The sequence below is a fragment of the Streptomyces sp. NBC_00986 genome (genome assembly GCF_045162565.1).
Lineage (GTDB): Bacteria > Actinomycetota > Actinomycetes > Streptomycetales > Streptomycetaceae > Streptomyces.
Map to the genome: position 1 here is coordinate 6,935,919 of NZ_CP108733.1, position 26,019 is coordinate 6,961,937.

At 70.9% G+C, this 26,019-nt stretch carries 22 protein-coding genes; 12 read left to right on the top strand and 10 right to left on the bottom strand.

Annotated features, from left to right (window positions below):
• Positions 1–70: 70 nt before the first annotated feature.
• The 7 genes from OG504_RS31090 to OG504_RS31120 form a co-directional block, all read right to left on the bottom strand.
• Positions 71–1,546, bottom strand: coding sequence for a metallophosphoesterase (locus OG504_RS31090; RefSeq protein WP_405996470.1), 1,476 nt, complete (start codon positions 1,544–1,546; stop codon positions 71–73).
• Between the two features lie 67 nt (positions 1,547–1,613).
• Entirely contained in the window at positions 1,614–2,780 is a 1,167-nt protein-coding gene (locus OG504_RS31095; RefSeq protein ID WP_405992766.1) for a serine hydrolase domain-containing protein, read from the bottom strand.
• A gap of 53 nt (positions 2,781–2,833) precedes the next feature.
• On the bottom strand, positions 2,834–3,298 hold the full coding sequence (locus OG504_RS31100) for an organic hydroperoxide resistance protein (protein WP_405992767.1): 465 nt from the start codon (positions 3,296–3,298) through the stop codon (positions 2,834–2,836).
• Between the two features lie 124 nt (positions 3,299–3,422).
• Complete coding sequence (locus OG504_RS31105) at positions 3,423–3,899, bottom strand: MarR family winged helix-turn-helix transcriptional regulator (protein WP_405992768.1); 477 nt, start codon at positions 3,897–3,899, stop codon at positions 3,423–3,425.
• Complete coding sequence (locus OG504_RS31110; RefSeq protein ID WP_405992769.1) at positions 3,896–4,657, bottom strand: energy-coupling factor ABC transporter ATP-binding protein; 762 nt, start codon at positions 4,655–4,657, stop codon at positions 3,896–3,898. The genes OG504_RS31105 and OG504_RS31110 overlap by 4 nt, the downstream gene beginning before the upstream one ends.
• On the bottom strand, positions 4,657–5,418 hold the full coding sequence (cbiQ, locus tag OG504_RS31115) for a cobalt ECF transporter T component CbiQ (protein WP_405992770.1): 762 nt from the start codon (positions 5,416–5,418) through the stop codon (positions 4,657–4,659). The genes OG504_RS31110 and cbiQ overlap by 1 nt, the downstream gene beginning before the upstream one ends.
• Position 5,419: 1 nt before the next feature.
• Positions 5,420–6,454 carry an energy-coupling factor ABC transporter permease gene (locus OG504_RS31120; protein ID WP_405992771.1) on the bottom strand — a complete coding sequence of 345 codons (1,035 nt, stop codon included), beginning with the start codon at positions 6,452–6,454 and terminating at the stop codon, positions 5,420–5,422.
• Between the two features lie 170 nt (positions 6,455–6,624).
• Here OG504_RS31120 and OG504_RS31125 point away from each other — a divergent pair, with 170 nt between their 5' ends.
• Positions 6,625–6,978, top strand: a complete 354-nt coding sequence (locus OG504_RS31125; RefSeq protein ID WP_405992772.1) for an SsgA family sporulation/cell division regulator — start codon at positions 6,625–6,627, stop codon at positions 6,976–6,978.
• A gap of 105 nt (positions 6,979–7,083) precedes the next feature.
• Here OG504_RS31125 and OG504_RS31130 read toward each other — a convergent pair whose 3' ends face one another.
• Both OG504_RS31130 and OG504_RS31135 read right to left on the bottom strand, forming a co-directional pair.
• Positions 7,084–8,763, bottom strand: a complete 1,680-nt coding sequence (locus OG504_RS31130; protein WP_405992773.1) for a penicillin-binding transpeptidase domain-containing protein — start codon at positions 8,761–8,763, stop codon at positions 7,084–7,086.
• 131 nt (positions 8,764–8,894) lie between these two features.
• Positions 8,895–10,526, bottom strand: coding sequence for a penicillin-binding transpeptidase domain-containing protein (locus OG504_RS31135; protein WP_405992774.1), 1,632 nt, complete (start codon positions 10,524–10,526; stop codon positions 8,895–8,897).
• A gap of 233 nt (positions 10,527–10,759) precedes the next feature.
• On the opposite strand from OG504_RS31135, the gene OG504_RS31140 reads away from it, so the two are divergent.
• Positions 10,760–11,653 carry a calcium-binding protein gene (locus tag OG504_RS31140; protein ID WP_405992775.1) on the top strand — a complete coding sequence of 298 codons (894 nt, stop codon included), beginning with the start codon at positions 10,760–10,762 and terminating at the stop codon, positions 11,651–11,653.
• Here OG504_RS31140 and OG504_RS31145 read toward each other — a convergent pair.
• On the bottom strand, positions 11,650–13,389 hold the full coding sequence (locus tag OG504_RS31145) for a dolichyl-phosphate-mannose--protein mannosyltransferase (protein WP_405992776.1): 1,740 nt from the start codon (positions 13,387–13,389) through the stop codon (positions 11,650–11,652). The genes OG504_RS31140 and OG504_RS31145 overlap by 4 nt on opposite strands.
• A 62-nt stretch (positions 13,390–13,451) precedes the next feature.
• On the opposite strand from OG504_RS31145, the gene rsmI reads away from it, so the two are divergent.
• From rsmI to OG504_RS31195, 10 genes are all read left to right on the top strand, one after another.
• Positions 13,452–14,312, top strand: a complete 861-nt coding sequence (rsmI, locus tag OG504_RS31150) for a 16S rRNA (cytidine(1402)-2'-O)-methyltransferase (RefSeq protein ID WP_019057513.1) — start codon at positions 13,452–13,454, stop codon at positions 14,310–14,312.
• A 304-nt stretch (positions 14,313–14,616) separates the two neighbouring features.
• The gene (locus OG504_RS31155; protein ID WP_405992777.1) at positions 14,617–15,054 is read left to right on the top strand and encodes a hypothetical protein; all 438 of its coding nucleotides are present in this window, start codon (positions 14,617–14,619) and stop codon (positions 15,052–15,054) included.
• A gap of 47 nt (positions 15,055–15,101) precedes the next feature.
• On the top strand, positions 15,102–16,010 hold the full coding sequence (locus OG504_RS31160) for a TatD family hydrolase (protein WP_405992778.1): 909 nt from the start codon (positions 15,102–15,104) through the stop codon (positions 16,008–16,010).
• Positions 16,011–16,142: 132 nt separating this feature from the next.
• On the top strand, positions 16,143–17,444 hold the full coding sequence (locus tag OG504_RS31165) for a ubiquitin-like domain-containing protein (RefSeq protein ID WP_405992779.1): 1,302 nt from the start codon (positions 16,143–16,145) through the stop codon (positions 17,442–17,444).
• A 112-nt stretch (positions 17,445–17,556) separates the two neighbouring features.
• The gene (rsmA, locus tag OG504_RS31170) at positions 17,557–18,450 is read left to right on the top strand and encodes a 16S rRNA (adenine(1518)-N(6)/adenine(1519)-N(6))-dimethyltransferase RsmA (protein WP_405992780.1); all 894 of its coding nucleotides are present in this window, start codon (positions 17,557–17,559) and stop codon (positions 18,448–18,450) included.
• Positions 18,447–19,376 (top strand): 4-(cytidine 5'-diphospho)-2-C-methyl-D-erythritol kinase, encoded by a 930-nt coding sequence (locus OG504_RS31175; protein ID WP_405992781.1) that lies wholly within the window; start codon positions 18,447–18,449, stop codon positions 19,374–19,376. Before rsmA ends, OG504_RS31175 begins: the two co-directional genes overlap by 4 nt.
• Positions 19,377–19,568: 192 nt before the next feature.
• On the top strand, positions 19,569–20,348 hold the full coding sequence (locus OG504_RS31180; protein WP_033285616.1) for an MHYT domain-containing protein: 780 nt from the start codon (positions 19,569–19,571) through the stop codon (positions 20,346–20,348).
• A 428-nt stretch (positions 20,349–20,776) separates the two neighbouring features.
• Positions 20,777–22,774, top strand: a complete 1,998-nt coding sequence (locus OG504_RS31185; RefSeq protein ID WP_405992782.1) for a nitrate- and nitrite sensing domain-containing protein — start codon at positions 20,777–20,779, stop codon at positions 22,772–22,774.
• Positions 22,775–22,984: 210 nt separating this feature from the next.
• A complete protein-coding gene (locus tag OG504_RS31190; protein WP_405996471.1) occupies positions 22,985–24,025 on the top strand; it encodes a peptidoglycan recognition family protein in 1,041 nt (346 codons plus the stop codon).
• 189 nt (positions 24,026–24,214) lie between these two features.
• On the top strand, positions 24,215–26,017 hold the full coding sequence (locus tag OG504_RS31195) for an ABC-F family ATP-binding cassette domain-containing protein (RefSeq protein ID WP_405992783.1): 1,803 nt from the start codon (positions 24,215–24,217) through the stop codon (positions 26,015–26,017).
• The last annotated feature ends 2 nt before the right edge of the window (positions 26,018–26,019 follow it).

Sequence of the window (26,019 nt, forward strand, 5' to 3'; positions counted from 1 at the left end):
TCGATATGCGGCTCCGCCACGTGGGCGCGCCCAGCCCGAACGGCGTAGCACCCAACCGACGACCCATCACTCAGGCAACAGACACCCCCAGCGACCCGACACCGGACAGGTCGTGGGCCCGAACGCTGTTCCGGTCCGTGGCCGCCCGCCCAAGCGCATGGTGCGGCCACAACCCCCCAGCCACCCGCCGCGACCGCTCCCCCCACTCACGCGCCTCGATACCGCCGGCCTTGTAGTGATTGAGGGCGTAACCCCCGGAGTGCACGCGCAGGAGCAGGAAACCGCCGGGATAGTCCTTCGCGGCGGTCACCTCCTGCTGGACCACGTGCGGGGCGCGGACCAGGAGGGTCCGTTTGTTCCGGTGGGTATGGCCCGCGTGGTGCAGAAAAACCCCCGGCGCCGAGGCGTACGCGTCAACGATCGCCCGAGCCTGCCGGCGGTCCAGTTGCTGGCCCCGCGTCACCGGGAACACAGAGTCCCGTACCGTCAGCGGATGGTGGCCGAAGACGACGGTCGGCCGGTCCGGTTCGTCCCTGAGCCGGCCCCGGAACCAGGACAACTGCTCCTCGCCGAGCCCACCCGCGTCACCCCCGTTGCCGGCCTTGGCATACGTGTCGAGCCCGATGATCCGCAGCCCGCCGAGATCGTGGGCGAAGTAACCGGGCCCGTCGCCGCCGAAGCCTTCACGGAACCCCTCCCGGAACGTGTCGGCGGAGCTCCCCGCACGGTCGTGGTTGCCGCGTACGACGAGGTAGTCCCGGCCGAGCGTGCCGAAGCCGTCCAGGATGCGTCTGGCCTCGGCCAGGTCCCGCGGCGACCCGCCCGCCGAGATGTCCCCGGCGGCGAGCAGGACGTCCGCCCCCCGCCGCTTGGCCTCCTCGACCAGCGCCCGGGTCATGATCTCCGGATAGGCGGCGAGGCCCACCGCCTGCGACACCCCGCGCAGCAGGGGGAAGCCCGCCATGCGGCCCGCGGTGGTCTCACCGAGGTGCAGGTCGTTGCAGAGGGCGATGGACAACAGGTGCCTGCCGGGCGGGGGCTGGGGCGTGGTGAAGGAGTACGTGCCGGTCAGGGAGCCGAGGCCGTGCCGCGAGGTGCCGACGGCGTTCCCGCGCACGTGCTGCAACGGCGTCGGCACGGCGGTCACGCCCCGTGAGCGAGCCCGGTAGTAGTACGTCTGCCCGGGTTCGAGGCCGGTCAGCTCCACGTGGTGGTGCGCGGTGGGCCGGTCCTCGGCGGCGATGCGGTTGAGGTGGGCCGGGTGGGTGCCGTAGACGACCTCGCCCTCCGTGACCGCGGGGAGCAGGTGGCCGAGGCCGTCGTCGGTGCCCGGGGTTCGGGTGTGCCAGGTGATGATGGCGCTGTCCTCGGTGAGGGTGACCAACTCCAGGTGGACGGCGGCCAGTTGGCGGTATCCGCCGCGCGCGGGACGAACGCGGGCGGCACGCAGCAGCGCCGGGGCGAGGAGCGTGCCGGAGCGCAGGACGTCGTAGGGAGTGGGGAGCGCGGCGAGAGCCGCGAGGGGAGCGGAGAGACAGCAGCGCATATCCCATTGTTGCCCCATGGCTGTGAACACCGGCCGTGGCGCCGACAGCCGTAGCCGTACCAGTGCGCTACGACAGGGCGGTGCGCACCGCCCTGACCAGCGCCTGCGCCCGTGGATCAGCCGTCACGCTCTTGCGGAACGAATTCGTCACATACCCGAACGCGATGCCCGACTCCGGGTCGGCGAAGCCCAGCGCGCCACCTCGGCCCGGGTGGCCGAAGGAGCCGTCCGACAGGAGCGGGGACGCGCCGCTGTGCAGCATGTAGCCCAGGCCGAAACGGGTGTTGATCACGAGGACGCGGTCGGGGCCCGAGGAGTGTTCCGTGCGGGCCAGCTCGGCCGTCTCGGGGGTGAACAGCCGTACCCCGCCGTCCAGTTCGCCGATCAGCGACGCGTAGACACGGGCCAGTCCGTCCGCCGTCGCGATGCCGTTCGACGCGGGGAGTTCGGCCGCCCGGTACGCCGGGTCGTTCTCGTCCGGCATCGGCGTGATCGCCCCGAACGCGCGTCGGGTGAGGGAGTCGGGGTTCGCGTACGCCTCGGAGACCGAGCGCTTGGGGCGGGTGCGGAGGACGCCCGGGTCCGCCGCTGCCGGGGTCTCCACCTGTGCCACCCGGCCCACCCGGGCCGTCTCGGCCGCCGGCAGGCCCACCCACAGGTCCGCCCCGACCGGACCCGCGATCTCGTCCGCGATCCACTCGCCGATCGTCCGGCCCGTCACCCGGCGGACGAGTTCGCCGGTCAGCCAGCTGTACGTCTGCGCGTGGTACCCGTGGTCCGTGCCCGGCTCCCACACCGGCGCCTGCGCCGCCACCGCCGTAGCACTGAGCACCGGGTCGGCGGCCTGCTCCGGGGTCAGCGGGCGGTCCAGTACCGGCACGCCCGCGCGGTGCGCGAGCAGGTGCCGGACGAGGGTGCGTTCCTTGCCTGCCGCCTTGTACTCCGGCCAGTACTCGCCCACCGGAGCGTCCAGGTCCAGCTCCCCGCGCTGCGCCAGCAGGAGCAGCGCGGCGGCTGCAACGCCCTTCGTCGCCGAGCGGACGATCTGGGCCGTGCCGTGCTCCCAGGGAGCGGTGCCGTCCACGTCCTTCGTGCCCGCCCAGAGGTCCACGACCCGGTGCCCGTGCCGGTACACCGTCACGGCCGCGCCCCGGTCGCCGCGCGCCTCGAAGTTCCCCACGAACGCATCCCTGACCGGCTCGAAGCCCTCGGCCACCACGCCGTTCACGTTCACGCCCGTGCTCCTCGTCCCGATGTTCCGGCGTTCCGCCGTACCGCTCTCCTCTTTCAACCAAGCAGGATCGTGACGTCGATGTTCCCGCGGGTCGCGTTCGAGTACGGGCAGACCTCGTGCGCCGCGTCCACCAGCTTCGCCGCGATGTCCTGGTCGAGGATCGGGAGGGACACGCTCAGGGCGACCGCGAGGCCGTAGCCGCGCTGCTTGTTGGGGCCGATGCCGACCTTCGCGGCGACCGTGGAACCGGTCAGGTCGAAGCCCGCCCTACGGCCGACCAGGACCAGCGCGTTGTGGAAGCAGGAGCTGTAGCCGGCCGCGAAGAGCTGCTCGGGGTTGGTGCCGTCGCCGTCGCCGCCCAGCGCCGGGGGCATCGCGACCTGGAGGGCGAGGTGGCCGTCCAGGCTGCTGACGAAGCCGTCCCGGCCGCCGTGGGCGGTGGCCTCGGCGACGTACATGATCTTCGTCGGGCGGGTGTCGACAGCGGTGTCGGCGGTGCCAGCGGTGTCGTCGGTCATGGCGGGACCTCCCCCGGGGACGGAAACACGAGAGCGCGCAATTACATCGTGCACAAGATACTCGCGAGTAGGCCGGCTCCGGTCGGCAGGGGGTGAGGACCGCCGGTAACCCGAGGTCAGCGGGTCAGCGGGCCCGGTCCGCCGCCGCCTCGGCGCGCTCCGCCAGCCGCCACAGCTCCGTCCGCATGCGTACGACCTCGGGCATCTCCAGCTCCGTCGCCGCGAGCAGCGCGCCGGGCACGCGGGTCGCACGTTCCCTGAGCGCCGTACCGCGCTCCGTGCACGCGACCAGCACCGAGCGCTCGTCGTGTGCCGCGCGCTCCCGGTGGACGAGACCCGCCGACTCCAGGCGCTTCAGGAGCGGGGACAGCGTGCCGTAGTCGAGGTGGAGGGCGGTCGCGAGGTCCTTGATCGGGGTCTCGCCGCGCTCCCACAGGACGAGGAGGACGAGGTACTGCGGGTAGGTCAGCTCCAGCTCTTCCAGGAGGGGGCGGTACGCGGCCGTCAGCGCCCGCTGGGCCGCGTACAGCGCGAAGCACAACTGCTCGTCGAGGAGCAGCGACCCGGCCGCAGTGTGGTCCTCGGGACCCTCGTTCGTCACGCGCCCATTGTCACGGACCGCGGGTCGAACCCGAAGGGCAACTCCAGGCGATGCGCCCGCATCAACGCGTCGTCGCCGAGGAGTTCGCCGGTCTTCCCGTCCGCCGCGATCACGCCCTCGCTGAGGATCAGCGCGCGCGGGCACAACTCCAGTGCGTACGGCAGGTCGTGCGTGACCATGAGGACCGTGACGTCCAACGACCGCAGGATGTCGGCCAGTTCGCGGCGGGAGGCGGGGTCGAGGTTGGAGGAGGGCTCGTCGAGGACGAGGATCTCCGGTTCCATCGCCAGGACTGTTGCGACCGCGACTCGCCGCCTCTGCCCGAACGACAGGTGGTGCGGGGGACGGTCCGCGAACTCCGCCATCCCCACCGACTCCAGTGCCGTACGCACCCGTTGCTCCAGCTCGGCGCCCTTCATCCCGGCCGCCGCCGGGCCGAACGCCACGTCCTCGCGGACCGTCGGCATGAAGAGCTGGTCGTCGGGGTCCTGGAACACGATCCCGACCCGGCGCCTGATCTCCGCCATGTGCCGCTTGCCGACCGGGAGTCCGGCCACCGTCACCGTCCCGGCGCCGGCCGTGAGGATGCCGTTGAGGTGCAGTACGAGGGTGGTCTTGCCGGCGCCGTTCGGGCCGAGCAGGGCGACCCGTTCGCCGCGCGCGACGGTGAAGTCGACGCCGAACAGGGCCTGTTGGCCGTCGGGGTAGGCGAAGGCCACCCCGGCCACTTCGAGCGAAGGCGTCACAGCGTCGTCCATCACAGCGTCCATCCCAGTAGACATACGGCAAGGGCGGCACAGGGGAGGGTGAGGGCATACGACCACTGCGCCCTGGACGCGGTCACCTCGTCGATCACCGGCATGGAACCCGTGTAACCCCGGCTCACCATGGCGAGATGGACCCGCTCCCCGCGTTCGTAGGAGCGGATGAACAACGCGCCCGCCGACTTCGCGAGCACGCCCCAGTGACGGACACCCCGGGCCTCGAAACCTCGTGACTCGCGGGCGATCCGCATCCGCCGCATCTCGTCGGTGATGACATCGCCGTAGCGGATCATGAAGGACGCGATCTGGACGAGGAGGGGCGGGAGCTTCAACCGCTGTAGGCCCAGGAGGAGTTCGCGCAGTTCGGTGGTCGAGGCCAGGAGGACCGAGGCGGCTACGCCCAGCGTGCCCTTCGCCAGGACGTTCCACGCGCCCCAGAGGCCGTTCACGCTCAACTGGAGGCCCAGGACGGTGACTTGGTCGCCCTCCGCCACGAAGGGCATGAGGACCGCGAACGCCACGAACGGGATCTCGATCAGCAGGCGGCGGAGCAGGAAGCCGGCGGGGACGCGGGCCGTGTACGCGACGCACGCGAGGAGGACGGCGTAGACGCCGAACGCCCACATCGCCTCGCGCGGGGTCGAGACCACGACCACCACGAAGGCGAAGACGGCGGCCAGTTTGGTGTGCGGGGGCAGCGCGTGGACGGGGGAGTGGCCGTGCCGGTAGAGACGGTGGGCGTGGCCCGCGCCCATGTCAGGCCACCTGCGAGGTGCTACTACGGCGCTTGCGGACCGCCCAGAAGACTCCGGTGCCCGCGACGACCGTGACACCCACACCGATCACGCCCGCGAGGCCGCCGGAGAGCCGGGCGTCGTCGACATCGCGCACTCCGTAGTCGGCCAGCGGGGAGTCCGCCGAGGTGTGTTCCTTCGCCTGACGGTCGATGCCGTGGTCGGCGGCCACCTTCTCCAGGCCGTCGGGGTTCGAGGAGGCGTAGAAGCTCACGAAACCGGCGAGGAGGAGGGACGCGACCAGGCCGGTCAGCCACAGTTTGCGGCGCGAGGTCCCGCGGGCCGCGACCGGCTCCAACTGCGCGGGCGCGTCGACCAGTTCGCCGTTCACCCGCAGCTTGAGGCGCTGCTCCAGGCCCCGCGCGCCGTAGACCAGATCCGGGCGTACGGCGATCACGGCGCCCACCGTCAGCGCGGTGATCGCTGCCTCGCCGATGCCGATGAGGACGTGGACGCCGATCATCGCGGTGGCGACCTTGGTGAGGGAGACGTCCGTGGTGCCGCCGAGGGAGTAGAGGAGCGTGAAGACGAGGGCGGCTGCCGGGACCGAGAGCAGGGCCGCGAGGAAGGACGCGGCGGTGATCGAGCGGCGGGTGCGGGGCAGGAGCTGCACCAGGCCGCGGAAGACGGCGTAGGCCACGACCGTCGTCGTGATCGCCATGTCGGTGATGTTCACGCCGAGCGCGGTCAGGCCGCCGTCCGCGAACAGGATGCCCTGCATGAGCAGGACGACCGAGACGCAGAGCACGCCGGTGTAGGGGCCGACCAGGATCGCGGCCAGCGCGCCGCCCAGCAGGTGGCCGCTGGTGCCGGCCGCGACCGGGAAGTTCAGCATCTGCACGGCGAAGATGAACGCGGCGACCAGGCCCGCCAGCGGCGCCGTTCGCTCGTCGAGTTCGCGGCGGGCACCGCGCAGGCTCACGGCGATGGCGCCGGCGGCGACCACACCGGTCGCGGCGGATACGGGGGCGTCTATGAATCCGTCAGGCACATGCACGGGATGATTTTAGATGGTTATTGCGACTGCTTTGCAAGAGCCAGACAGTCTCGCGCCGACATGTGAGATCTGTCGCCCCGGAGGGCGCTCCCGAGAAAATGTGCGACATTTGGGTAGTGGAAGCGGATGCATAGCTTTCACACAGGTCACTCAGCGTAAGGGGCCGCCCGATGTCCGTAGTCGAACAGTACGCGCGAGCCCATATCGTCACCGACGAGGACGTGGACCGGCTGGATGCTGACGCGGTCCCCGTCGTCCTGCGGTACGACCCCGACTCCGATCCCCGAGCCGTCCGTATCGGCCTGCCCGGACCGCACGAATGGACCTTCGACCGCGAGCTGCTGGAGCAGGGGCTGCGTTCCCCGGCCGGCAGCGGCGAAGTGCGGGTGTGGCCGTGCGGGCGGGTGCAGGCCGTGGTCGAGTTCCACTCCGAACAGGGCGTCTCCGTCGTCCAGTTCGAGACGAAGACGATCATGCGGTTCCTGCGGCGGACCTATATGGCCACCGCGCCGGTCGCGAGCTGACCCCCACGGAGGATCAGCCGAGCCCCACGGAGGATCAGCTGACCTCCACGGAGGATCAGCCGAGCCCCGCAGAGGATCAGGGGCTCAGCGGGCTCAAGCCGGGGTTCAGCCGCCGAGGCTGTCGCCCAGCTTGAGCAGGGCCGCCACGATCGGGCCCGCCGTGTCGCCGCCGTGGCCGCCCGCCTGGACGACGCCCGCGGCGACGAGGTCGCCCTTGTACGCGGTGAACCAGCCGTTGGGCTTCTTCTGGCCGTCGACCTCCGCCGAACCGGTCTTCGCGCCGTAGTCCGGACCGAGTCCGGACATCGCCTCGGCCGCCGTGCCGTAGTCCGCCGTGTACTTCATGACCTCCTTCAGCTCGGCCTGCGTCGTCGACGACATCGTGCGCGAGGCCTTCGCGATCGTGCGGTTGTCGACCGTCGGGGAGACCAGGTACGGCTGGTGGAAGGTGCCCGTGTCGACCGTCGAGGCGACCGACGCCATGTTCAGCGGGTTCATGCGGACCCCGCCCTGGCCGATCAGCGAGGCGCCCATCTGCGCGCCGCTCTGCACCGGGACCGAGCCGTCGAAGGTGGGGACGCCGATGGCCCAGTTGTTCATGCCGAGGCCGTAGACCTGCTGGGCCTCCGTCGTCAGGTCACTGTTGGACAGCTTGGGCGCGAAGTTGATGAAGGCGTTGTTGCAGGACGCCCCGAAGGCCATCTTGAACGTGCCCTTCTTGATCTCCGAGTCGTCGTCGTTGTGGAAGGTCCAGCCCGCCAGCTTGTACGTCTTGGGGCAGGGGTGGGACGCGTCCGGGGTGATCAGGTTCTTCTCGAAGAGCATCGTCGACGTCACGATCTTCATCGTGGAACCGGGGGCGAGGGAGCCCTGGAAGGCCACGTTGAAGCCGTGCGAGGCGTTCGCCACGGCCAGGATCTCGCCGGTCGACGGGCGCATCATCACGACCGACGAGTTCTTCTGCTTGTCGACCTGCGTCTCGGCCGCCGCCTGGAGCGTCGGGCTGAGCGTCGTCTTCACCTTGCCCGGGGTGCCCTTGCTCAGCTCCACGAGCGTCTTGTCCGACTGCTTGGACTTCTTGCCCCGGATCACCTGGAGTTCGATACCCGCCTTGCCGCCCGCCTTCTTGCCGAACTTCTCCCGCAGCCCGTCCAACACCGGCCCCAGCGACGGGTACTTGGCCACCGTCAGCTCGCCGCCGTCACGGTCGTACGCCTTGATCGGCGGGGTGCCGGACTCGCCCGTGACCAGGGTGTCGCCGTCCGCGAGGTCCGGGTGGACGACGGAGGCGTGCCACTGGACGTACGGCTTGCCGTCCTTCGCGCTGCGCACGACCGTGAGTGAACTCGCGTACGACATCGGCTTGTTGATGCCCTTGTACGACACCGTGCACTTCACGGAGAAGGGGACCTTGGTGCCGGTGGGGGTGCCCTCGGTGACGGTGATGCCCTTCATGTGGGCGTTCTTCGTGTACCCGGTGAGCAGGGCGGCGGCCGCCGTCGACTTGTCCGTCGTCGCGGCGGCCTGGGCGACCTTGCCCTGCTGCCAGTCGGCCAGGTACCGCTTCGCGGTCGTCTGCACCTCGGTCGCCGACAACGGGCCCGTCTTGATGGCCTTGTGGTCGGCGGTCGTCGACGTGCGCGCCTCGGCGGAGGCCCCGCCGTCGTACAGCGCGTAGGCGCCGACGCCCGCGCCGACGACGGCCACGGCGATCACCCCGCCGACCACGGCCGGTCTCGCCTTGCGCTTCTCGGGTACGCGCCTTCGCTTGCCCCTGGTGCCCACAGTTCCCGATCCTCCGCGAATCCCTTTGGGCCCCCGTCGTTCTGGCCCTCAGCCCTCACACACCCCAACGACGGGGCACAGCCTAGAGTCCCGTCCTGTGCGGGTGAGTTCACTTTCCCCGCGGAGTGAGATCAGCCACCTGCCGCCAGTACCGCCCGGACGATCGGGCCGGCGGCGTCGATGCCGTGGCCGCCGTCCTGGGTCATGGCCGCCGCCGCGATGTCATTGCGGTAGCCGGTGAACCAGCTGTTGGACTTGGACTGGCCGTCCACCTCGGCGGAACCCGTCTTCGCGCCGATGCTGCCGCCGAGCCCGGCCATGATGCCGGCCGCGGTGCCGCTGGTCGCGGTGCGGTTCATCATCGCCCGCAGCTGGGCCGACGTACTCGCCGACAGGCCCTGGGCGGTGGCCAGTTGGCGGTCGTCGAGGCTCTGCGCGACGAGCACCGGCTGGCGGAACGAGCCCGTCTTCGCCGTGGCCGTCACCGACGCCATGTTCAGCGGGCTCATCTGCACCTGGCCCTGGCCGATCAGGTTCGCCGCGGTGTCCGGGCCGCCGGACGCGGGGACCGAGCCGTCGAAGGACGGGATGCCGGTCTTCCAGTTGTCCCGGCCGAGCCCGAAGCGGTCCTCGGCCTCCTTGGTCAGCGAGTCCACCTTGACCGAGTCGGCGAACTTCACGAACGCCGTGTTGCAGGAGCGGGCGAAACTGTCGGCGAGCGTCGCGTTCTCGTCCGGCGACAGGCCCGTCAGGTTCTTGAAGGTCTGGCTCTGCCAGGTGGCGGTGGGCGGGCAGGGCGCCGCGCCGCTCATGCTGGTGATGTCGTTGTCGATGAGCGTGGCGGCGCTGATGATCTTCATCGTCGAGCCGGGCGCCAACTGGCCCAGGAACGCGGCGTTGAAGCCGTCGTTGCGGTTGTTGGCGACGGCCAGGATCTGACCGGTGCTCGGCTGCACGGCCGCGACGGACGACTCCGAGTACTTCGTGACGGCCTTCTCGGCTGCGGCCTGCGCGCTCGCGTCGAGCGTCGTGCGCACCTTGCCCGCCTTGCCCTTCTCCAGGGTCACCAGCGTGGTGTCGGCCGAGTCCGCGACGGCGTGCTTGATCGCCAGCTCGATACCGGGCGTACCGCCCGCCTTGTCGCCGTACTTGGACCGCAGCTCGTCCAGGATCGGCCCCAGCGACGGGTACTTCTCCTTGGTCAGCACGGCCCCGTTCCGGTCCACGGCCTCGATCGCCGGGCTCGCGGACTCGCCGGTGACGAACGTGTCGCCGGTCTTCAACTCCGGGTGCACGACGGCAGGTTGCCAGTCGACGAGGGCCCGCCCGGTCGTCTCCCCGCGCACGACGGTCAGCTGACTCTTGTAACCGAGCGGCTTGTCGATGCCCTTGTACGACACCGTCGCCCTCACCGTGAACGGCACGGTGGCCCCGGTCTTCGTACCGGGCGTGATCTTCACCTTGGTGATGTGACCGGCCCCGCTGTAGGACTCCAGCACGGCGTCGGCGGCGGCGTCGTTGTTCGTGTACGACGCGGCGGCCACCGCCTGCCCCTTCTCCCAGGCCGCGAAGAACTTCTTCGTCGTCTCCTCGACCTCACCGCTGCTGGGCGGCCCGGTCTTCTTGGCGGCGGGCCCACCGACCCCGGCCACCCCGTCCGAACCCCCCAACGCGGACACGACGTTGAACGCCCCGTACCCCGCCCCGCCCACCATCACGGCGAACACACTGCCGATGACGGTGGCCTTTACCCCCTTGCGCATGCCCCTGTCCCTCCCCGTTATCAGTCCTTCGAACTGTAGGTGGCGTGGGGGAAAGCTGTGAGGGGTGTTGCCTTTTGTTGTCCGAACAGAGATCAGCTGACTGAATTGCGCCGCCCAATGGGCCACGTATGTGAACGTACGGCGAACGGTGGGGGATACCGGGCAACCGGGGGTGGGGGTCGGGGGTCGGTCGTGGTGCCGGGTCCGACACCCCGGCTCACGGAGGTAGCGCGATGTTCTCCCGACTTGGCGGGCACCGGGTGGTGCGGGTCGCGGTGGTGGTAACTCTGGTGCTGGCTCTGGGAGTTGTGGTGCGGGTCGCGATGACCTCGGGACCGGCGCCGTACAAAGGGCCGCCGGCGACGGCCGCGGTGCGCGGCAAAGTCGTCTACACGGCCGCCCGCCACCAGGCCAACCACGTGACCGTCACCGAGACGTCGGACAGAGGCGGGAGCGTCGTCAGGTACCTGATAGACGACGTGGTTCCGATCAGGCCGTCGGGGCCCGGCTGCGTCTCCCCCGACGCCGAGGACCGCACCAAGGTCGCCTGCACGATCGTGATCGAGGAGATGGCGACGGACCCCTACCCCACGCTCCTGCTGAACCTCGGCGACGCGAACGACTCCGCCGTCGTGCACAACAACATCCCCGGTGACGCCTATGGCTATCTGGGCTACAACGTGGTCCACCTGGGCGCCGGCAAGGACACCTGGACCGGCACCGCCCGCGAGGCCCAGGCCGTCTACGGCGACAACGGCGACGACACCATCACGGTGCGGACCGGCGAGTACGTCGAGGGCGGCAAGGGCGACGACACGATCCACGCGGTCGGCGAGGGGGCCGGCGGAAGAGGCGGCCCCGGCGACGACGTGCTCCGCGGCAGCGCGGGCGACCAGAGCCTGAGCGGCGACCAGGGCGACGACACGCTCTACGGTGGCCCCGGCGACGACCAGCTGTACGGAGGCGTCGGCGCCGACGTCCTCTACGGCAACAGCGGCGCCGACACCCTCTACGGCGACAACCGCGACGGCGGCAGATTCGACGGCGGCAAGGACAGGCTCTACGGCGGACCCGGCACGGACAAGCTGGACGGGGGGCCCGCCGACGACTTCGTCCAGCAGGACTAGACCCAGGTGTCGAGCCACATCCTCGACCGCCACTGGTCGATGGGGATCGCCGTCCCCGTGTACAGCGGCCAGAAGTAGATGAAGTTCCACGTGACCAGCAGGACCAGTACGCCCGCTCCCACCGCGCCCGCGACCCGGCGGGTGTCGCTGGAGCCCGGTGGGCCGATGATCGCGCCGATCAGCATGGCGACCGCGAGGCAGAGGAACGGGAGGAAGACGATGGAGTAGAAGAAGAAGATCGTGCGGTCCTGGTACATGAACCAGGGGAGGTAGCCGGCCGCGACGCCGCAGGCGACCGCGCCCGCGCGCCAGTCGCGGCGGAACGCCCAGCGCCACAGGACGTACAGGAGGGCGAAGCAGGCCGCCCACCAGAGGAGCGGGGTGCCGATGGCCAGGACCTCGCGGGCGCACTTCTCGCCGGCGCTCGCCGGGCAGCCGTCCGAGCCGGGGGACGGGGACTCGTAGAAGTACGAGACCGGGCGGCCGTCGACCAGCCAGCTCCAGGGGTTGGACATGTACGTGTGCGGGGAATGCAGGCCGACGTTGAACTCGTAGACCTCGTGCTCGTAGTGCCACAGGCTGCGTGCCCAGTCGGGCATGAAGTGGCTCCAGAAGCCGCCCTTGCCGTCGGTCGCGGCCCAGTTGCGGAAGTAGCCGCCGGTGCCGTTGGCCGGGGAGAGGATCCAGCCGAGCCAGGACAGGACGTAGACCGAGATCGCGACCGGGGCCATGACCACGACGAGGAACAGGTCGTACCTCAGGGCCGCGACGTACGGGCGGCTGGCGCCCGCGACCTTGCGGGAGCCGACGTCCCAGAGCACGGTCATCACCACGAAGGCGGCGGCGTAGAACATGCCGTTCCACTTGGTGCCCATGGCGAGGCCGAGCAGCAGGCACGCCGCCCAGCGCCAGGGGCGCAGCCCGAGGAACAAGGTGTTCGCGATGTGCGCGTCCGGGCGGACCCGGCCGTCCGCGTCGACCGGTAGTGCTGCCGCGAGTTTCGCCCGGGCCCTGTCCCGGTCCAGGAGGAGGCAGCCGAACGCCGCCACCACGAAGAACATCAGGACGCCGTCGAGCAGCGAGGTGCGGGCCATCACGAAGGCCAGGCCGTCGAGCGACATCATGACGCCCGCCACGCAGCCCAGGAACGTGGAGCGGAACAGGCGGCGGCCGATGCGGCACAGCATCAGGATGGCGAGCGTGCCGAGCAGCGCCGTCATGAAGCGCCAGCCGAACGGGTTGAAGCCGAAGATCAGCTCGCCGAGGCCGATGACGTACTTGCCGACCGGCGGGTGCACGACGTAGGCCGCGTCCGTCGGGATCGGGACGTGACCGTTGTGCTGGAGGATCAGGTCGTTGGCGTTCTTGTCCCAGTTGACCTCGAAGCCGCGGTGGACCAGCGCCCACGCGTCCTTCGCGTAGTACGTCTCGTCGAATATCACCGCCTTCGGACTGCCCAGGTGGTAGAAGCGCATCACGCCGGCCATGAGCGTGACCAGCAGCGGACCGCCCCAGCCCGACCAGCGGGTGATGCGGTCGACGAGCCCCGGCGAGAAGCCCAGCGCCGCCCACAGCCGGGGGCTGGGCTCCGCGTACGGCGGCACCAGCCGGTCGCGTACGTCGCTTCTGGGCCCCGCCGTGTAGCCGAATCGGCGCAGCCGCTGCTGCCACGACGGCCGCTGGTCTTGCGGGGCCTGCCCTTGCCGGGTGTCCATGGAGGACGCGGTACTGGTCACCGCGCCATCGTAGGGAACAGGGCTGTGTGAGTCCCGCCTCTCTCCCCTGAGAGGATGGAAACGTGACAGTTGCTCCCGGAACTCTGGTCCTTGCCGGCACCCCCATCGGCGACATCGCGGACGCTCCGCCGCGGCTCGCCGAGGAGTTGGCGGGTGCCGATGTGGTCGCCGCCGAGGACACGCGACGGCTGCGGCGGCTGACCCAGGCGCTCGGGGTGCAGCCCAAGGGGCGGGTCGTGTCGTACTTCGAGGGCAACGAGGCCGCGCGGACACCGGAGTTGGTCGAGGCGCTGCTCGGCGGCTCGCGCGTGCTGCTGGTGACCGACGCCGGGATGCCGTCCGTGTCCGACCCGGGGTACCGGCTGGTCGCCGCCGCCGTGGAGAAGGACATCAAGGTCACCGCCGTACCGGGACCGTCCGCCGTGCTCACCGCGCTCGCGCTGTCGGGGCTGCCGGTGGACCGGTTCTGCTTCGAGGGGTTCCTGCCGAGGAAGGCGGGCGAGCGCCTGTCGCGGCTGCGGGAGGTCGCCGGTGAGCGGCGGACCCTCGTCTACTTCGAGGCGCCGCACCGGCTCGACGACACCCTCGCCGCGATGGCCGAGGTGTTCGGCGCCGAGCGCCGGGCCGCCGTCTGCCGCGAGCTGACGAAGACGTACGAGGAGATCAAGCGCGGCCCGGTCGGCGAACTGGCCGAGTGGGCGGCGGAGGGTGTGAGAGGGGAGATCACCGTCGTCGTGGAGGGCGCCCCCGAGAAGGCCGAGGAACTGAGCGCCGACGAGCTGGTACGGCGGGTGCGGGTGCGCGAGGAGGCGGGGGAGCGGCGTAAAGAGGCGATCGCGGCCGTGGCCGTCGAGGCGGGCGTTCCCAAGCGCGAGGTGTTCGATGCGGTGGTGGCGGCGAAGTCTGCGCAAAAACCCCTGTGAGCTTGCGCAAAAACCGCTCTGACCTGCGAGAAAGGTTCCTCTGAGCGGGGAGCTGTTCCTATGAGCGCGCGCCCCATGGCGGGGCAAAGCGCGGTCACGAAATGCAAAGCCCGGACCGCCTTGACGGGGTGATTCGACAAGGAAAGTCCAAATCGCCTCCAACAGTCGACAGGACTGATGCATTCGCCCTGCTGGAGGCGTCCACTGGATGAAGGGACGCACCCGTCCCTCGCCTCCAACGGGATTCCGGGGGGAATCCCCTCGCCGGGGGCGCTTGTCCAGCGGAAAGCAAGCAGGAGCTGGCATGAGTGAGATCGCAGGGCAGACCGGCCTCCGTGGCGCTGCCACAGCCGTGGTGAACGAGTCGTACTCCTTCGCCTGCATGCGGTGCGGGCACGGCTGGGAGCAGTCGTACGAGATAGAGCACCACGTCGACACCGACGGCCACCAGTTCGTGATGTACGTGGCGGAGGGTCAGGTCGTGCCGTCACCGCTCAGCCGGCCCGCCTGCCTCAACTGCGACGGGCATGTCGTCCGCATCATGCGCGCGGGCCAGGTGTCGTCTGTACGGGAGGCGGCACAGCGGCAGTACCAGGCGCCGCGGCCCCGCTCGGCGGCGGCAGCGGCGGACGCCACGGCACCGGAGGACGGCGACGCCGCCGTGACCCCGCTGCCGGAGCACAGGGACCACCACTGGCATCTGTCGGACCTGCTGCACCCGTTCCACCGCAAGGCGAGCTGACCGGCTCCGGCGACCGGGCGGGCATGCCCCTTTCGTAGGATCGGGGCATGCCTTCCTCCAGCGACAGCGCCGGCGCCCGCGCACGCGGCAGCGAGAAGAACGCGGCGCCGCCGCTCCCGGAGCCCCTCAGGGTGCCCGTCGCCGACTCCCACACCCACCTCGACATGCAGTCCGGCACGGTGGACGAGGCTCTCGCCAAGGCCGCGTCGGTCGGTGTGACGACGCTCGTGCAGGTCGGCTGCGACCTCAAGGGCTCCCGCTGGGCCGCCGACACGGCTGCCCGGTACGACGCCGTCCACGCGACGGTCGCCCTGCACCCGAACGAGGCCCCGCGCATAGTCCACGGCGACCCTGACGGCTGGTCCCGGCAGGGCGCACGGGTGGCGGGCGGCGACACGGCCCTGGAGGAAGCCCTCGCGGAGATCGACCGCCTCGCCGGACTCCCGCAGGTCAAGGGCGTCGGCGAGACCGGCCTCGACTACTTCCGCACCGGCCCCGAGGGCAAGGCGGCCCAGGAGGAGTCCTTCCGCGCCCACATCGAGATCGCCAAGCGGCACGGCAAGGTCCTGGTCATCCACGACCGCGACGCCCACGCCGACGTCCTCCGCGTCCTCAAGGAGGAAGGCGCCCCCGAGCGCACGGTCTTCCACTGCTACTCCGGCGACGCCGACATGGCCGAACTCTGCGCCCGCGCCGGGTACTTCATGTCCTTCGCCGGCACCGTCACCTTCAAGAACGCCCAGAACCTGCGGGACGCGCTGGCGGTGGCCCCCCTGGAACTGGTCCTGGTGGAGACGGACGCCCCGTTCCTCACCCCGGCCCCGTACCGCGGACGGCCCAACGCGCCCTACCTCATTCCGGTCACGGTCCGCGCGATGGCCGCCGTACGGGGCATCGAGGAGGACGAGCTGGCGACGGCGCTCGCGGCCAACACGGCCCGGGCGTTCGGCTATTGAGAGTCCTGACGACGCTTCAAGGCTTCATCGAACACAACTCTGGGTAGCCGCGTCGCTTTGGAGAGTGACGGTCACTCCGCTAGGTTCTGTTGGCCCGATCCGGACCCCCGTGGCCTTCTGGAGCGTGTCGGCGTGAGCAACTACGAGACCTACGAGACGTACGACCGCGGTGTGCGCGCCGACGCGTACACCGACGGGCCCACCGAGGTGTACGGGGACACGTACCGCCCCGCCTACGAGGCGTACGAACCCGTGTTCCCCCGCCAGGCGGGCACCACCGAGCCGGAGAGCGAGCCGGCGGCACGGCACGGCCGGCGGCGAAGAGCGGACCGCCCGGACTCCGGCTCCGCGATGCGCAGGCTGGTGCCACAGGCGCTGGTGGTCGCCTTCCTCGCCGGCGGCACCACCGCGTTCGTCGCCAAGGACAAGGCGATCGAGCTGAGCGTCGACGGCAAGCCGCGCACGCTGCACACCTTCGCCGACGACGTCACCGAACTCCTCGCCCAGCAGGGCGTGGACGTAGGCGCGCACGACGTGGTCGCCCCCGGCCGCGACGCGACCCTCGCCAGCGGCGACGAGGTCGCGGTGCGCTACGGCCGCCCCGTGCGGCTCACCATCGACGGCCACCGGCGCGAGGTGTGGACCACGGCACGCACGGTCGACGGCGCCCTCGAACAACTCGGCGTACGGGCCGAGGGCGCGTACGTCTCCACCTCGCGTTCCCAGCCCATCGGCCGCGCCGGACTCGCCCTCGACGTCCGCACCGAACGCACCGTCACGATCATGGCCGACGGCCGCGCCCGCACGATCCGCACCAACGCGGCGACGGTCGGCGAGGCGGTCCAGGAGGCGGGCATCGGCCTCCACGGCGAGGACACGACCTCGGTCCCGCCGGCCGGCTTCCCGCGCGACGGCCAGACGATCACGGTCCTCCGCGTCACCGGCACGCGCGAGGTCCGCGAGGAGGCGATCCCCTTCAAGGTCGAGCGCACCGACGACCCCACCCTGTTCAAGGGCACGGAGGTGGTGGAGCGAGCGGGCCAGCCGGGTATGCGCCGGGTCACCTACACCCTCCGCACGGTCAACGGCGTCAAGGAGAAACCGCGACGGGTGGACGACCAGCTGGTCCGCGAACCCCGCTCGCAGCTGGTGAAGGTGGGCACAAAACCGATGCCCACGTCGGTCCAGGGCGCCGACCAGCTCAACTGGCACGGCCTGGCGACCTGCGAGTCAGGCGGCCGTCCCGGCGCGGTGGACCCTTCGGGCACGTACGGCGGCCTCTACCAGTTCGACACCCACACCTGGCACAGCCTGGGCGGGAGTGGCCGTCCACAGGACGCAAGCGCGGAGGAACAGACGTTCAGAGCGAAGAGGCTGTACGTGCGGCGGGGCTCAAGCCCGTGGCCACACTGCGGAACAAGGCTGCACGGCTGAGTGATGAGGGACAAGGGGTAGGGGGCGCAGCCCCCACCCCTTAGGGGCGCGGGGAACTGCGCGACCAGCCACGACGGCGCGGCAGCCGAAAACGGCCCCGTAACCTAGGAACGTGAGCAGCAACCCCGACGCCCTCCTGGGCCCCGCCGAGATCCGCGAACTGGCGGCAGCCCTGAACGTCCGCCCCACAAAACAACGCGGCCAGAACTTCGTGATCGACGCGAACACGGTCCGCCGCATCGTCCGCACCGCAGACGTCCGCCCCGACGACGTGGTGGTGGAGGTAGGCCCCGGCCTGGGCTCACTCACACTCGCGCTGCTCGAGGTAGCCGACCGCGTCACCGCCGTGGAGATCGACGACACCCTCGCGAGCGCGCTCCCGGCGACGGTAGCGGCGCGGATGCCGGACCGGGCGGACCGTTTCGCGCTGGTGCACTCGGACGCCATGCAGGTGACCGAGCTGCCGGGCCCGCCCCCGACCGCGCTGGTCGCCAACCTCCCCTACAACGTGGCCGTACCGGTCCTGCTCCACATGCTGGAACACTTCCCGACCATCGAACGCACCCTGGTGATGGTCCAGGCGGAGGTCGCCGACCGCCTGGCCGCCCCGCCCGGTTCCAAGGTGTACGGCGTCCCGTCGGTGAAGGCGAACTGGTACGCCGAGGTCAAGCGGGCCGGTTCCATCGGCCGCACGGTCTTCTGGCCGGCCCCGAACGTGGACAGCGGCCTCGTGGCCCTCACCCGCAGGCCCGAGCCCCTGAAGACGACAGCCACCCGTCGCGAGGTCTTCGCCGTGGTCGACGCGGCCTTCGCCCAACGCCGCAAGACCCTGCGGGCGGCACTCGCGGGCTGGGCGGGCTCGGCGGCAGCGGCGGAGACGGCACTGGTGGCCGCCGGGGTGTCCCCGCAGGCACGCGGCGAGTCACTCACGGTCGAGGAGTTCACGCGCATCGCGGAGAACAAGGTGGGTGCCGAAGAGGTCCAGCACAAGGAGCCCGGCAAGTGAGCGTCACCGTCCGCGTCCCCGCGAAGGTCAACGTCCAGCTCGCGGTGGGGGCCGCGCGCCCCGACGGTTTCCACGACCTGGCCAACGTCTTTCTCGCGGTCGGCCTCCACGACGAGGTCACCGTGACCCCCGCCGACGAACTCCGCATCACCTGCGCGGGCCCGGACGCGGCCCAAGTCCCCCTGGACGGAACGAACTTGGCGGCGCGGGCGGCCGTAGCACTCGCGGAGCGGTACGGCCGTAGCCCCGCCGTGCACATCCACATCGCCAAGGACATCCCCGTCGCCGGCGGCATGGCGGGCGGCAGTGCGGACGGCGCGGGCGCGCTGGTGGCGTGCGACGCGTTGTGGGGGACCGGGGCCTCGCGGGCCGAACTGCTCGACATCTGCGCGGAGTTGGGCAGCGATGTGCCGTTCAGTCTCGTCGGCGGGGCGGCGCTCGGTATCGGGCGCGGCGAGAAGCTGACCGTCCTGGAGACCGGCGGCACCTTCCACTGGGTGTTCGCGATGGCCGAGCGCGGGCTGTCGACTCCGGCGGTGTTCCGGGAGTTCGACCGGCTCGGGGAGGGGACCGGCGTCCCCGAGCCCGTCGCCTCCCGGTCACTCCTCGACGCGCTCGCGAAGGGCGACCCGGACGCACTCGCCGCCGCCGTCTCCAACGACCTTCAGCCCGCGGCCCTTTCGCTCTTCCCGGAACTCGCCGACACCCTCGCCGCGGGCCGCACCGCGGGCGCCCTCGCCGCGCTCGTCTCCGGCTCGGGCCCGACGACGGCGTTCCTCGTCCGCGACCCCGGTTCGGCGGCGAAGGTGGCCGAGGCATTGGCGGGCTCCGGAACATGCCGAACGGTACGTACGGCGGCGGGTCCGGCGGCCGGGGCGACCGTGATCGACCGACCTTCACACGAGGTCCACGGAACACCCGCCTGACCTGCAAAAATGCGCATGTTCGGTGTTATCCAAACCACATGGATTTATTGTTCGCCAATCGACCTCAAGGTCCCTTTCGCGCCCTATGTCACAGGGAAAGGGCTGTCATGATCAGCCGACCCCGGTCCTCGTTACCGGCGGTACTCCCTGCGCGCGCGGTCTCGCCGCGCCACGCCCGAGAGGAACCTCCCCATGGGCCACATGGATCACTTCAGCGCGGGCTGGGTCACCCCGGTCCTCTCCTACGCGATGGCCTGCGTCGGCGCCGCCCTCGGACTGCGCTGCACCGTAAGGGCACTTGAGGCGGACGGCGCCTCCAAACGGAACTGGCTGACCCTCGCCTCCGTCGCCATCGGCTCCGGCATCTGGACCATGCACTTCGTGGCGATGCTCGGCTTCAGCGTCGAAGGCACCCCCATCCGCTACGACGTCCCGCTCACCGTCCTCAGCCTGTTGATGTCCATCGGCGTGGTCGCCGCCGGCGTCTTCACCGCCGGCTACGGCCGCTCCCGCGTCACCTCGGTCGCCTTCGGCGGCATCGGCACCGGCCTCGGCGTCGCCGCCATGCACTACACCGGCATGGCCGCGCTCGACCTGCACGGCACGATCGACTACGACCCCCGGCTCGTCATCGCCTCCGTCGCGATCGCCGTCGTCGCCGCGACCGCCGCACTCACCCTCACCCTGGTCGTCCGCGGCCCGGTCCTGGCCACCCTCGCCGCCCTCGTCATGGGGCTCGCGGTCAGCAGCATGCACTACACCGGGATGTACGCCGTGAGCGTCGCCCTCGCGCCCAGCGGCGCGGCCCTGTCCGGCGCCACCGCCACGGAGTTCATCTTCCCGCTCGCGGTCGTGCTCGGCTCGTTCCTCTTCCTGGCCTCCGCGTACGTCGCCCTGTCCCCGACCGGCAAGCGCCACGAGTCGGCCTTCGCGGCGGAGCTGCTGCGCGAGGTCGAACTCGCCACGGTCTGAACCGACTTCGGCCGCCCCACGGCGAACACACCCGCCGCCACGACACCCCGGCACAGGCTCCCACCCCGCCGATCCCCACCCCCACCCGACGCCCGGGCGCAGGCTCCCACCCCGCCCACCCCCACTCCCCAGGGGCGCGGGGAACTGCGCACCCAGCCCCCACCGACCCGCACCCCGCACACAACCCAAACCACCCACCCCCACCCCGGTCCAGGCCGACATCGACTCGCCGCTCTCCCCAGGACGCCGCCCCCCGACTCCCCGGGACCAGGCACCGAACCCCCGCGCGAGGCCGAACTCCGCGTGACCCGAGCCGACTTCGCCACTCCCCGCACCGCTGCGGCACGCGGCACCCCGGTCCACGGCCGCCGTACGAACACCCCCGCACCCCCCGGCACTCACCCCGCACTCCCCCGAACGAGGTCCCCATGCGTGTCCTCCGCACGCCCGCCCGACTGCGCCCCAGATCGGTCCGCGCGAAGATCGTCGCCCTGCTGATGCTGCCCGTCGTGTCCCTGATGGCCCTGTGGGGCTTCGCCGCGGTCACCACCGCGTCGAGCATCGCGGCCACCGAGACCGCCAAGGACGTCAACTCCGAACTCCTCACTCCCGTGGCCGAGTTCGTCACCGCGGTACAGGGCGAACGGGCCGCCGCCCTGCGGCACGCGGACGCACCGGGCGCCTTCACGAGCGCCACGAAGGCCACCGACAGGGCCGCCGCCGCGCTGCTCGACGGTGTCAACGCGTCCAGCTCCGACGCGGCGCTCATCGACTCCACGCTGCCCGGCCGTATCGACAAGCTGGAGACGGACGCCAACGGCCTCGCGGCGCTGCGCGCACAGGCCACCGCCAAGGGCGCCAAGTCGACGGCCACGTATAGCGGTTACTCGGCGATCGTCGAGCACGGCTTCTCCGTCACCGGCGCGCTCACCGGCGACAAGACCGCCGCCGACGCCTCCGAGGCGCGCGTGGTGCTCGAACTGTCCCGGGCCCGCGAGGCCGTCGCCCGCGAGGAGGCGCTGCTCGGCGCCGCCCGCACCGGGGGCGAGCTGACGAAGGAGCAGTACGCGCTGTTCGTCGGCGCCGTCGCCACCCAGCGCGAACTGCTCGCCCCCGCGGTCGCCGACCTCAGGGCCGAGCACCGGACGGCGTACCGCACGGTCCTCGACGGCAGCGGATACAGCCAACTCCAGGCGATCGAGAACCGGGTGAGCAGCGCGGGCCCCGGCACCCCGGCCGCGTCCGCCGGTTTCCTCAAGGGCTGGGACGCCACCGTGGGTGGAGTCCTCAAGGGGCTCGGTACGGCCGAGACGGAGGCCGGTACGGGAGCCACGGCCGCCGCCGACCCGTTCGGCTGGGACACGCTCGGCGCCTCCGGGGTCGCCGTCGTGCTCGGCCTGGTCGGCGTGCTGCTGTCGCTGCTCGTCTCCGTGCTCGTCGGCCGCGGCCTCATCGTCGAACTCCTCGACCTGCGCAACTCCGCCCTCGAAGTCGCCGGCCGCCGCCTTCCGCAGGCCATGCGCCGACTGCACGCGGGCCAGGGCGTCGACATCGACGCCGAGGCTCCCATGCGCCGTCTCGCCGGCGACGAACTGGCCCAGGTCGGCACCGCGTTGACCGCCGTCCAGCGCGCCGCCCTCAAGGCCGCCTCCGAGCGCGCCGAACTCCTCAGCGGGATCTCCGGGGTCTACGTCAGCCTGGCCCGCCGGAGCCAGGTCCTGCTCCACCGCCAGCTGGACCTCCTCGACGCGATGGTCCGCAGACAGCGCGACCCGGCCGAACTCCAGGAGCTGTACCGCGTCGACTACCTGGCCACGCGGATGCGCCGGCACTCCGAGAGCCTGCTGATCCTGTCGGGGATCGCGCCCGGGCGCGGCTGGCGGGACCCGATCCCGCTGTCCGACATCCTGCGCGCGGCCGTCGCCGAGATCGAGAACTCGGCCCGCGTCCAGATCTGGGCCGTACCGAAGGTGTCGCTGTCCGGCGGTTCCGTCGCCGACGTGATCCATCTGCTCGCCGAACTCGTCGAGAACGCGACGGCCTTCTCACCGCCCAGCACTCAGGTGCAGATACGCGCGGCCCGGATGCGGGAGGGCGTCCTCATCGAGGTCGAGGACAGCGGCTTCGGCATGAAGGACGACGCGATGGCGGACGCCAACCGCAAGATCCAGTCCGAGAAGGTCGACCTCCTCGACGCCAAGCAGATCGGCCTGTTCGTGGTCAACCGGCTGCGGGAACGGCAGGGCCTGCGCGTGGAGGTACGGCACTCGTCGAGCGGCGGGGTCACGGCCGCGGTGCTCATCCCCGAGACCCTGATGCGCGACGACATGCCGGTGGGGGATCAGCAACAGGCGCCCGGCGGACGGGGGTTGGCGCCCGCGTCGGCCCTGGTCCCGAAGCAGCGACTGCGCGGAGCCGGCGCCTGAGATTGCACTCTTCGCACCATCTCCACACAGATGTACCGCAATCGCTGTACAGGTGGGGCGGATGGGACGGATAGGTTCGTTTGATACTTCAAGTGCACTGCTGGAAAGGTCCGTTCCGTGTCCGACGCCCCCACACCGTCCTCCCCCGCCCCGTCCCACCGCCGGAAGCGCTCCCTCTCGCGTCGCGGCGCGATCGGCGCCGCCGGAGCCGTGGCCGCCGGGGCCGCCCTGACCCCGGTCGTGTTCGCGGCCACCGACTCGGGCTCGGACTCCGCCTCCGACGCCACGAACACCGATGCCGCCCCCTCCGGCACCAAGCCGGAGACGTTCCCGGCAACCCGCACCGCCACCGCCACCGGCACCACCCCGGCCACCACGACCTTCGCCGCGTCCTACGTCGGCCTGCGCTGGACCGGCACCCAGGACGGCGTCGGCATCCGCCTCGCGGACGGCGACTGGCAGCAGACCGGCACCGGTTGCGCGACCGTGGACAACGGCGGTACGGCCCTGATCGCGGCCGACGAGGCCACCGGCTACCAGGTGAAGGCACCGGCCGGCGCGACGGACGTACGCTCGGTCGCCATCGACTGCACCCGCGGCCCGGGCCACACCTTCCACGTGCCGTCCGAGGCGACCCGCGTCCGCGGCGTCCGCTACCTCTCGCGCCCGGCGTGGGGCGCCGACGAGTCGAAGCGGTACAAGGACGGCAAGGTCAACTCGCCCGAGGCGTACTACCCGTTGCAGTCGATCACGGTCCACCACACGGACACCCCGAACGCCGACCCGGACCCGGCCGCGACCGTCCGCGGGATCTACGAGTACCACGCGATCACCCTCGACTGGGGTGACATCGGCTACCACTTCCTCATCGACGAGGCGGGCGTGATCTACGAGGGCCGCTACTCCGGCGACGACCTCGTCCCGGCCTTCGACAAGAACGGCAACCTCGTCACCGCCTTCCACACCGCCGGCTTCAACTCCGGCAACCTCGGCATCGCCCTCATCGGCAACCTCGTGGCCCAGCCCCCGACCGATGCGGCAAAGGCCTCCCTGATCCGCCTCATCAAGGTCATCACCCGCTTCAAGGGCCTCGACCCCCAGGCGAAGATCACCTACACCAACCCCGTGAACGGCGTGAAGAAGGACAACGAGACCATCAGCGGCCACCGCGACTGGCTCCAGACGGACTGCCCCGGCCAGACGATGTACGACCTGCTGGGAGAGGTCAGGACGGCAGCAGCAACCCGCTGACCTGGCAACGGGGGGACGCGATGCTTTTAGGGGCGCGGGGCTGTATCGATTTGCGGCTCCGCCGCGTGGGCGCGACCAGCCACAACGGCGCCGCAGACGACCAACGCACCCCACCTGACCTGCCCGGATCGTCAGCCTCCCCCCGCGCATTACCCTGGGAGGCTGACCGTCCCCCCTGTCAGGAGAGAAATGGCCGTCAACCTGGTCAATGTCGAGAACGTCAGCAAGGTGTACGGCACCCGTGCCCTGCTCGACGGCGTCTCGCTCGGTGTCTCCGAAGGGGACCGGATCGGGGTCGTGGGCCGCAACGGTGACGGCAAGACCACCCTGATCCGGATGCTCGCCAAGCTGGAGGAGTCCGACACCGGCCGCGTCACCCACTCCGGAGGACTCCGCCTCGGTGTCCTCACGCAGCACGACTCCCTCGACCCGGAGGCGACCGTCCGCCACGAGGTCATCCGGGACATGGCCGACCACGAGTGGGCGGGCAACGCCAAGATCCGCGACGTACTCACCGGACTCTTCGGCGGCCTGGACATGCCGGGCTTCCCGCAGGGACTCGACACCGTCATCGGCCCGCTCTCCGGCGGCGAGCGCCGCCGTATCGCCCTCGCGAAGCTGCTCATCGAGGACCAGGACCTGGTCGTCCTGGACGAGCCCACGAACCACCTCGACGTCGAGGGCATCGCCTGGCTCGCCCAGCACCTGCGCGAGCGGCGTTCCGCGCTCGTCTGCGTGACCCACGACCGCTGGTTCCTGGACCAGGTCTGCACGCGGATGTGGGACGTGCAGAAGGGCGACGTCTACGAGTACGAGGGCGGTTACACCGACTACGTCTTCGCCCGCGCCGAGCGCGAGCGCATCGCCGCCACCGAGGAGACCAAGCGGCAGAACCTGGTCCGCAAGGAGCTGGCCTGGCTGCGCCGCGGCGCCCCCGCCCGTACGTCCAAGCCGCGCTTCCGCGTCGAGGCCGCCAACGAACTGATCGCGGACGTACCGCCGCCGCGCGACACCAGCGAGCTGATGAAGTTCGCGTCGTCGCGCCTCGGCCGTACCGTGTTCGACCTGGAGGACGTGACCGTCCAGGCCGGGTCCAAAGTCCTTCTGAAGCACATCACTTGGCACCTCGGCCCCGGTGACCGCGTCGGCCTGGTCGGCGTCAACGGCGCCGGTAAGACCTCTCTCCTGCGTGCCCTCGCCGAGGCCGCCCGCAGCGACGGCGACACCCAGCCCGCGGCCGGCAAGGTCGTCGTGGGGAAGACGGTGAAGCTCGCCTACCTCTCGCAGGAGGTGGCCGAACTCAAGCCCACGCTGCGGGTGTTGGAGGCCGTGCAGCAGGTGCGCGAGCGCGTCGACCTCGGCAAGGGGCGGGAGATGACCGCCGGGCAGCTGTGCGAGACGTTCGGCTTCAACAAGGAGAAGCAGTGGACGCCGGTCGGTGACCTGTCCGGTGGTGAGCGGCGACGGCTGCAACTGCTGCGGCTGCTCATGGACGAGCCCAACGTCCTCTTCCTCGACGAGCCCACGAACGACCTCGACATCGAGACCCTGACCCAGCTGGAGGACGTCCTCGACGGCTGGCCGGGGTCGATGATCGTGATCTCCCACGACCGGTTCTTCGTCGAGCGCACCACCGACAAGGTGTACGCCCTCCTCGGCGACGCGACGCTGCGGATGCTGCCGCGCGGCATCGACGAGTACCTGGAGCGGCGCCACCGTATGGAGGAGGTCGCCGCCGCTGCCGTCCCCGTGGTGGAGAAGACCGCGGCGGCGGTGAGCGCCGCCGACCAGCGGGCCGCGAAGAAGGAACTGCAGAAGATCGAGCGGCAGTTGGACAAGGTCTCCGAGAAGGAGGCCAAGCTGCACGCCCAGATCGCCGACAACGCCACGGACTTCGCGAAAGTGGCCGAACTGGACGCCCAGCTACGGGACTTGAGCGGCGAGCGGGACGAGCTGGAGATGCGGTGGCTGGAACTCGCCGAGGACGCGTGAAG

Excerpts from the sequence above, each read along its gene's own strand:
- OG504_RS31090 (WP_405996470.1), bottom strand. The coding sequence starts at position 1,546 with ATGCGCTGCTGTCTCTCCGCTCCCCTCGCGGCTCTCGCCGCGCTCCCC.
- OG504_RS31100 (WP_405992767.1), bottom strand. The coding sequence starts at position 3,298 with ATGACCGACGACACCGCTGGCACCGCCGACACCGCTGTCGACACCCGC.
- OG504_RS31110 (WP_405992769.1), bottom strand. The coding sequence starts at position 4,657 with ATGGACGACGCTGTGACGCCTTCGCTCGAAGTGGCCGGGGTGGCCTTC.
- cbiQ (WP_405992770.1), bottom strand. The coding sequence starts at position 5,418 with ATGGGCGCGGGCCACGCCCACCGTCTCTACCGGCACGGCCACTCCCCC.
- OG504_RS31125 (WP_405992772.1), top strand. The coding sequence starts at position 6,625 with ATGTCCGTAGTCGAACAGTACGCGCGAGCCCATATCGTCACCGACGAG.
- OG504_RS31135 (WP_405992774.1), bottom strand. The coding sequence starts at position 10,526 with ATGCGCAAGGGGGTAAAGGCCACCGTCATCGGCAGTGTGTTCGCCGTG.
- OG504_RS31140 (WP_405992775.1), top strand. The coding sequence starts at position 10,760 with ATGTTCTCCCGACTTGGCGGGCACCGGGTGGTGCGGGTCGCGGTGGTG.
- OG504_RS31155 (WP_405992777.1), top strand. The coding sequence starts at position 14,617 with ATGAGTGAGATCGCAGGGCAGACCGGCCTCCGTGGCGCTGCCACAGCC.
- OG504_RS31160 (WP_405992778.1), top strand. The coding sequence starts at position 15,102 with ATGCCTTCCTCCAGCGACAGCGCCGGCGCCCGCGCACGCGGCAGCGAG.
- OG504_RS31180 (WP_033285616.1), top strand. The coding sequence starts at position 19,569 with ATGGGCCACATGGATCACTTCAGCGCGGGCTGGGTCACCCCGGTCCTC.
- OG504_RS31185 (WP_405992782.1), top strand. The coding sequence starts at position 20,777 with ATGCGTGTCCTCCGCACGCCCGCCCGACTGCGCCCCAGATCGGTCCGC.
- OG504_RS31195 (WP_405992783.1), top strand. The coding sequence starts at position 24,215 with ATGGCCGTCAACCTGGTCAATGTCGAGAACGTCAGCAAGGTGTACGGC.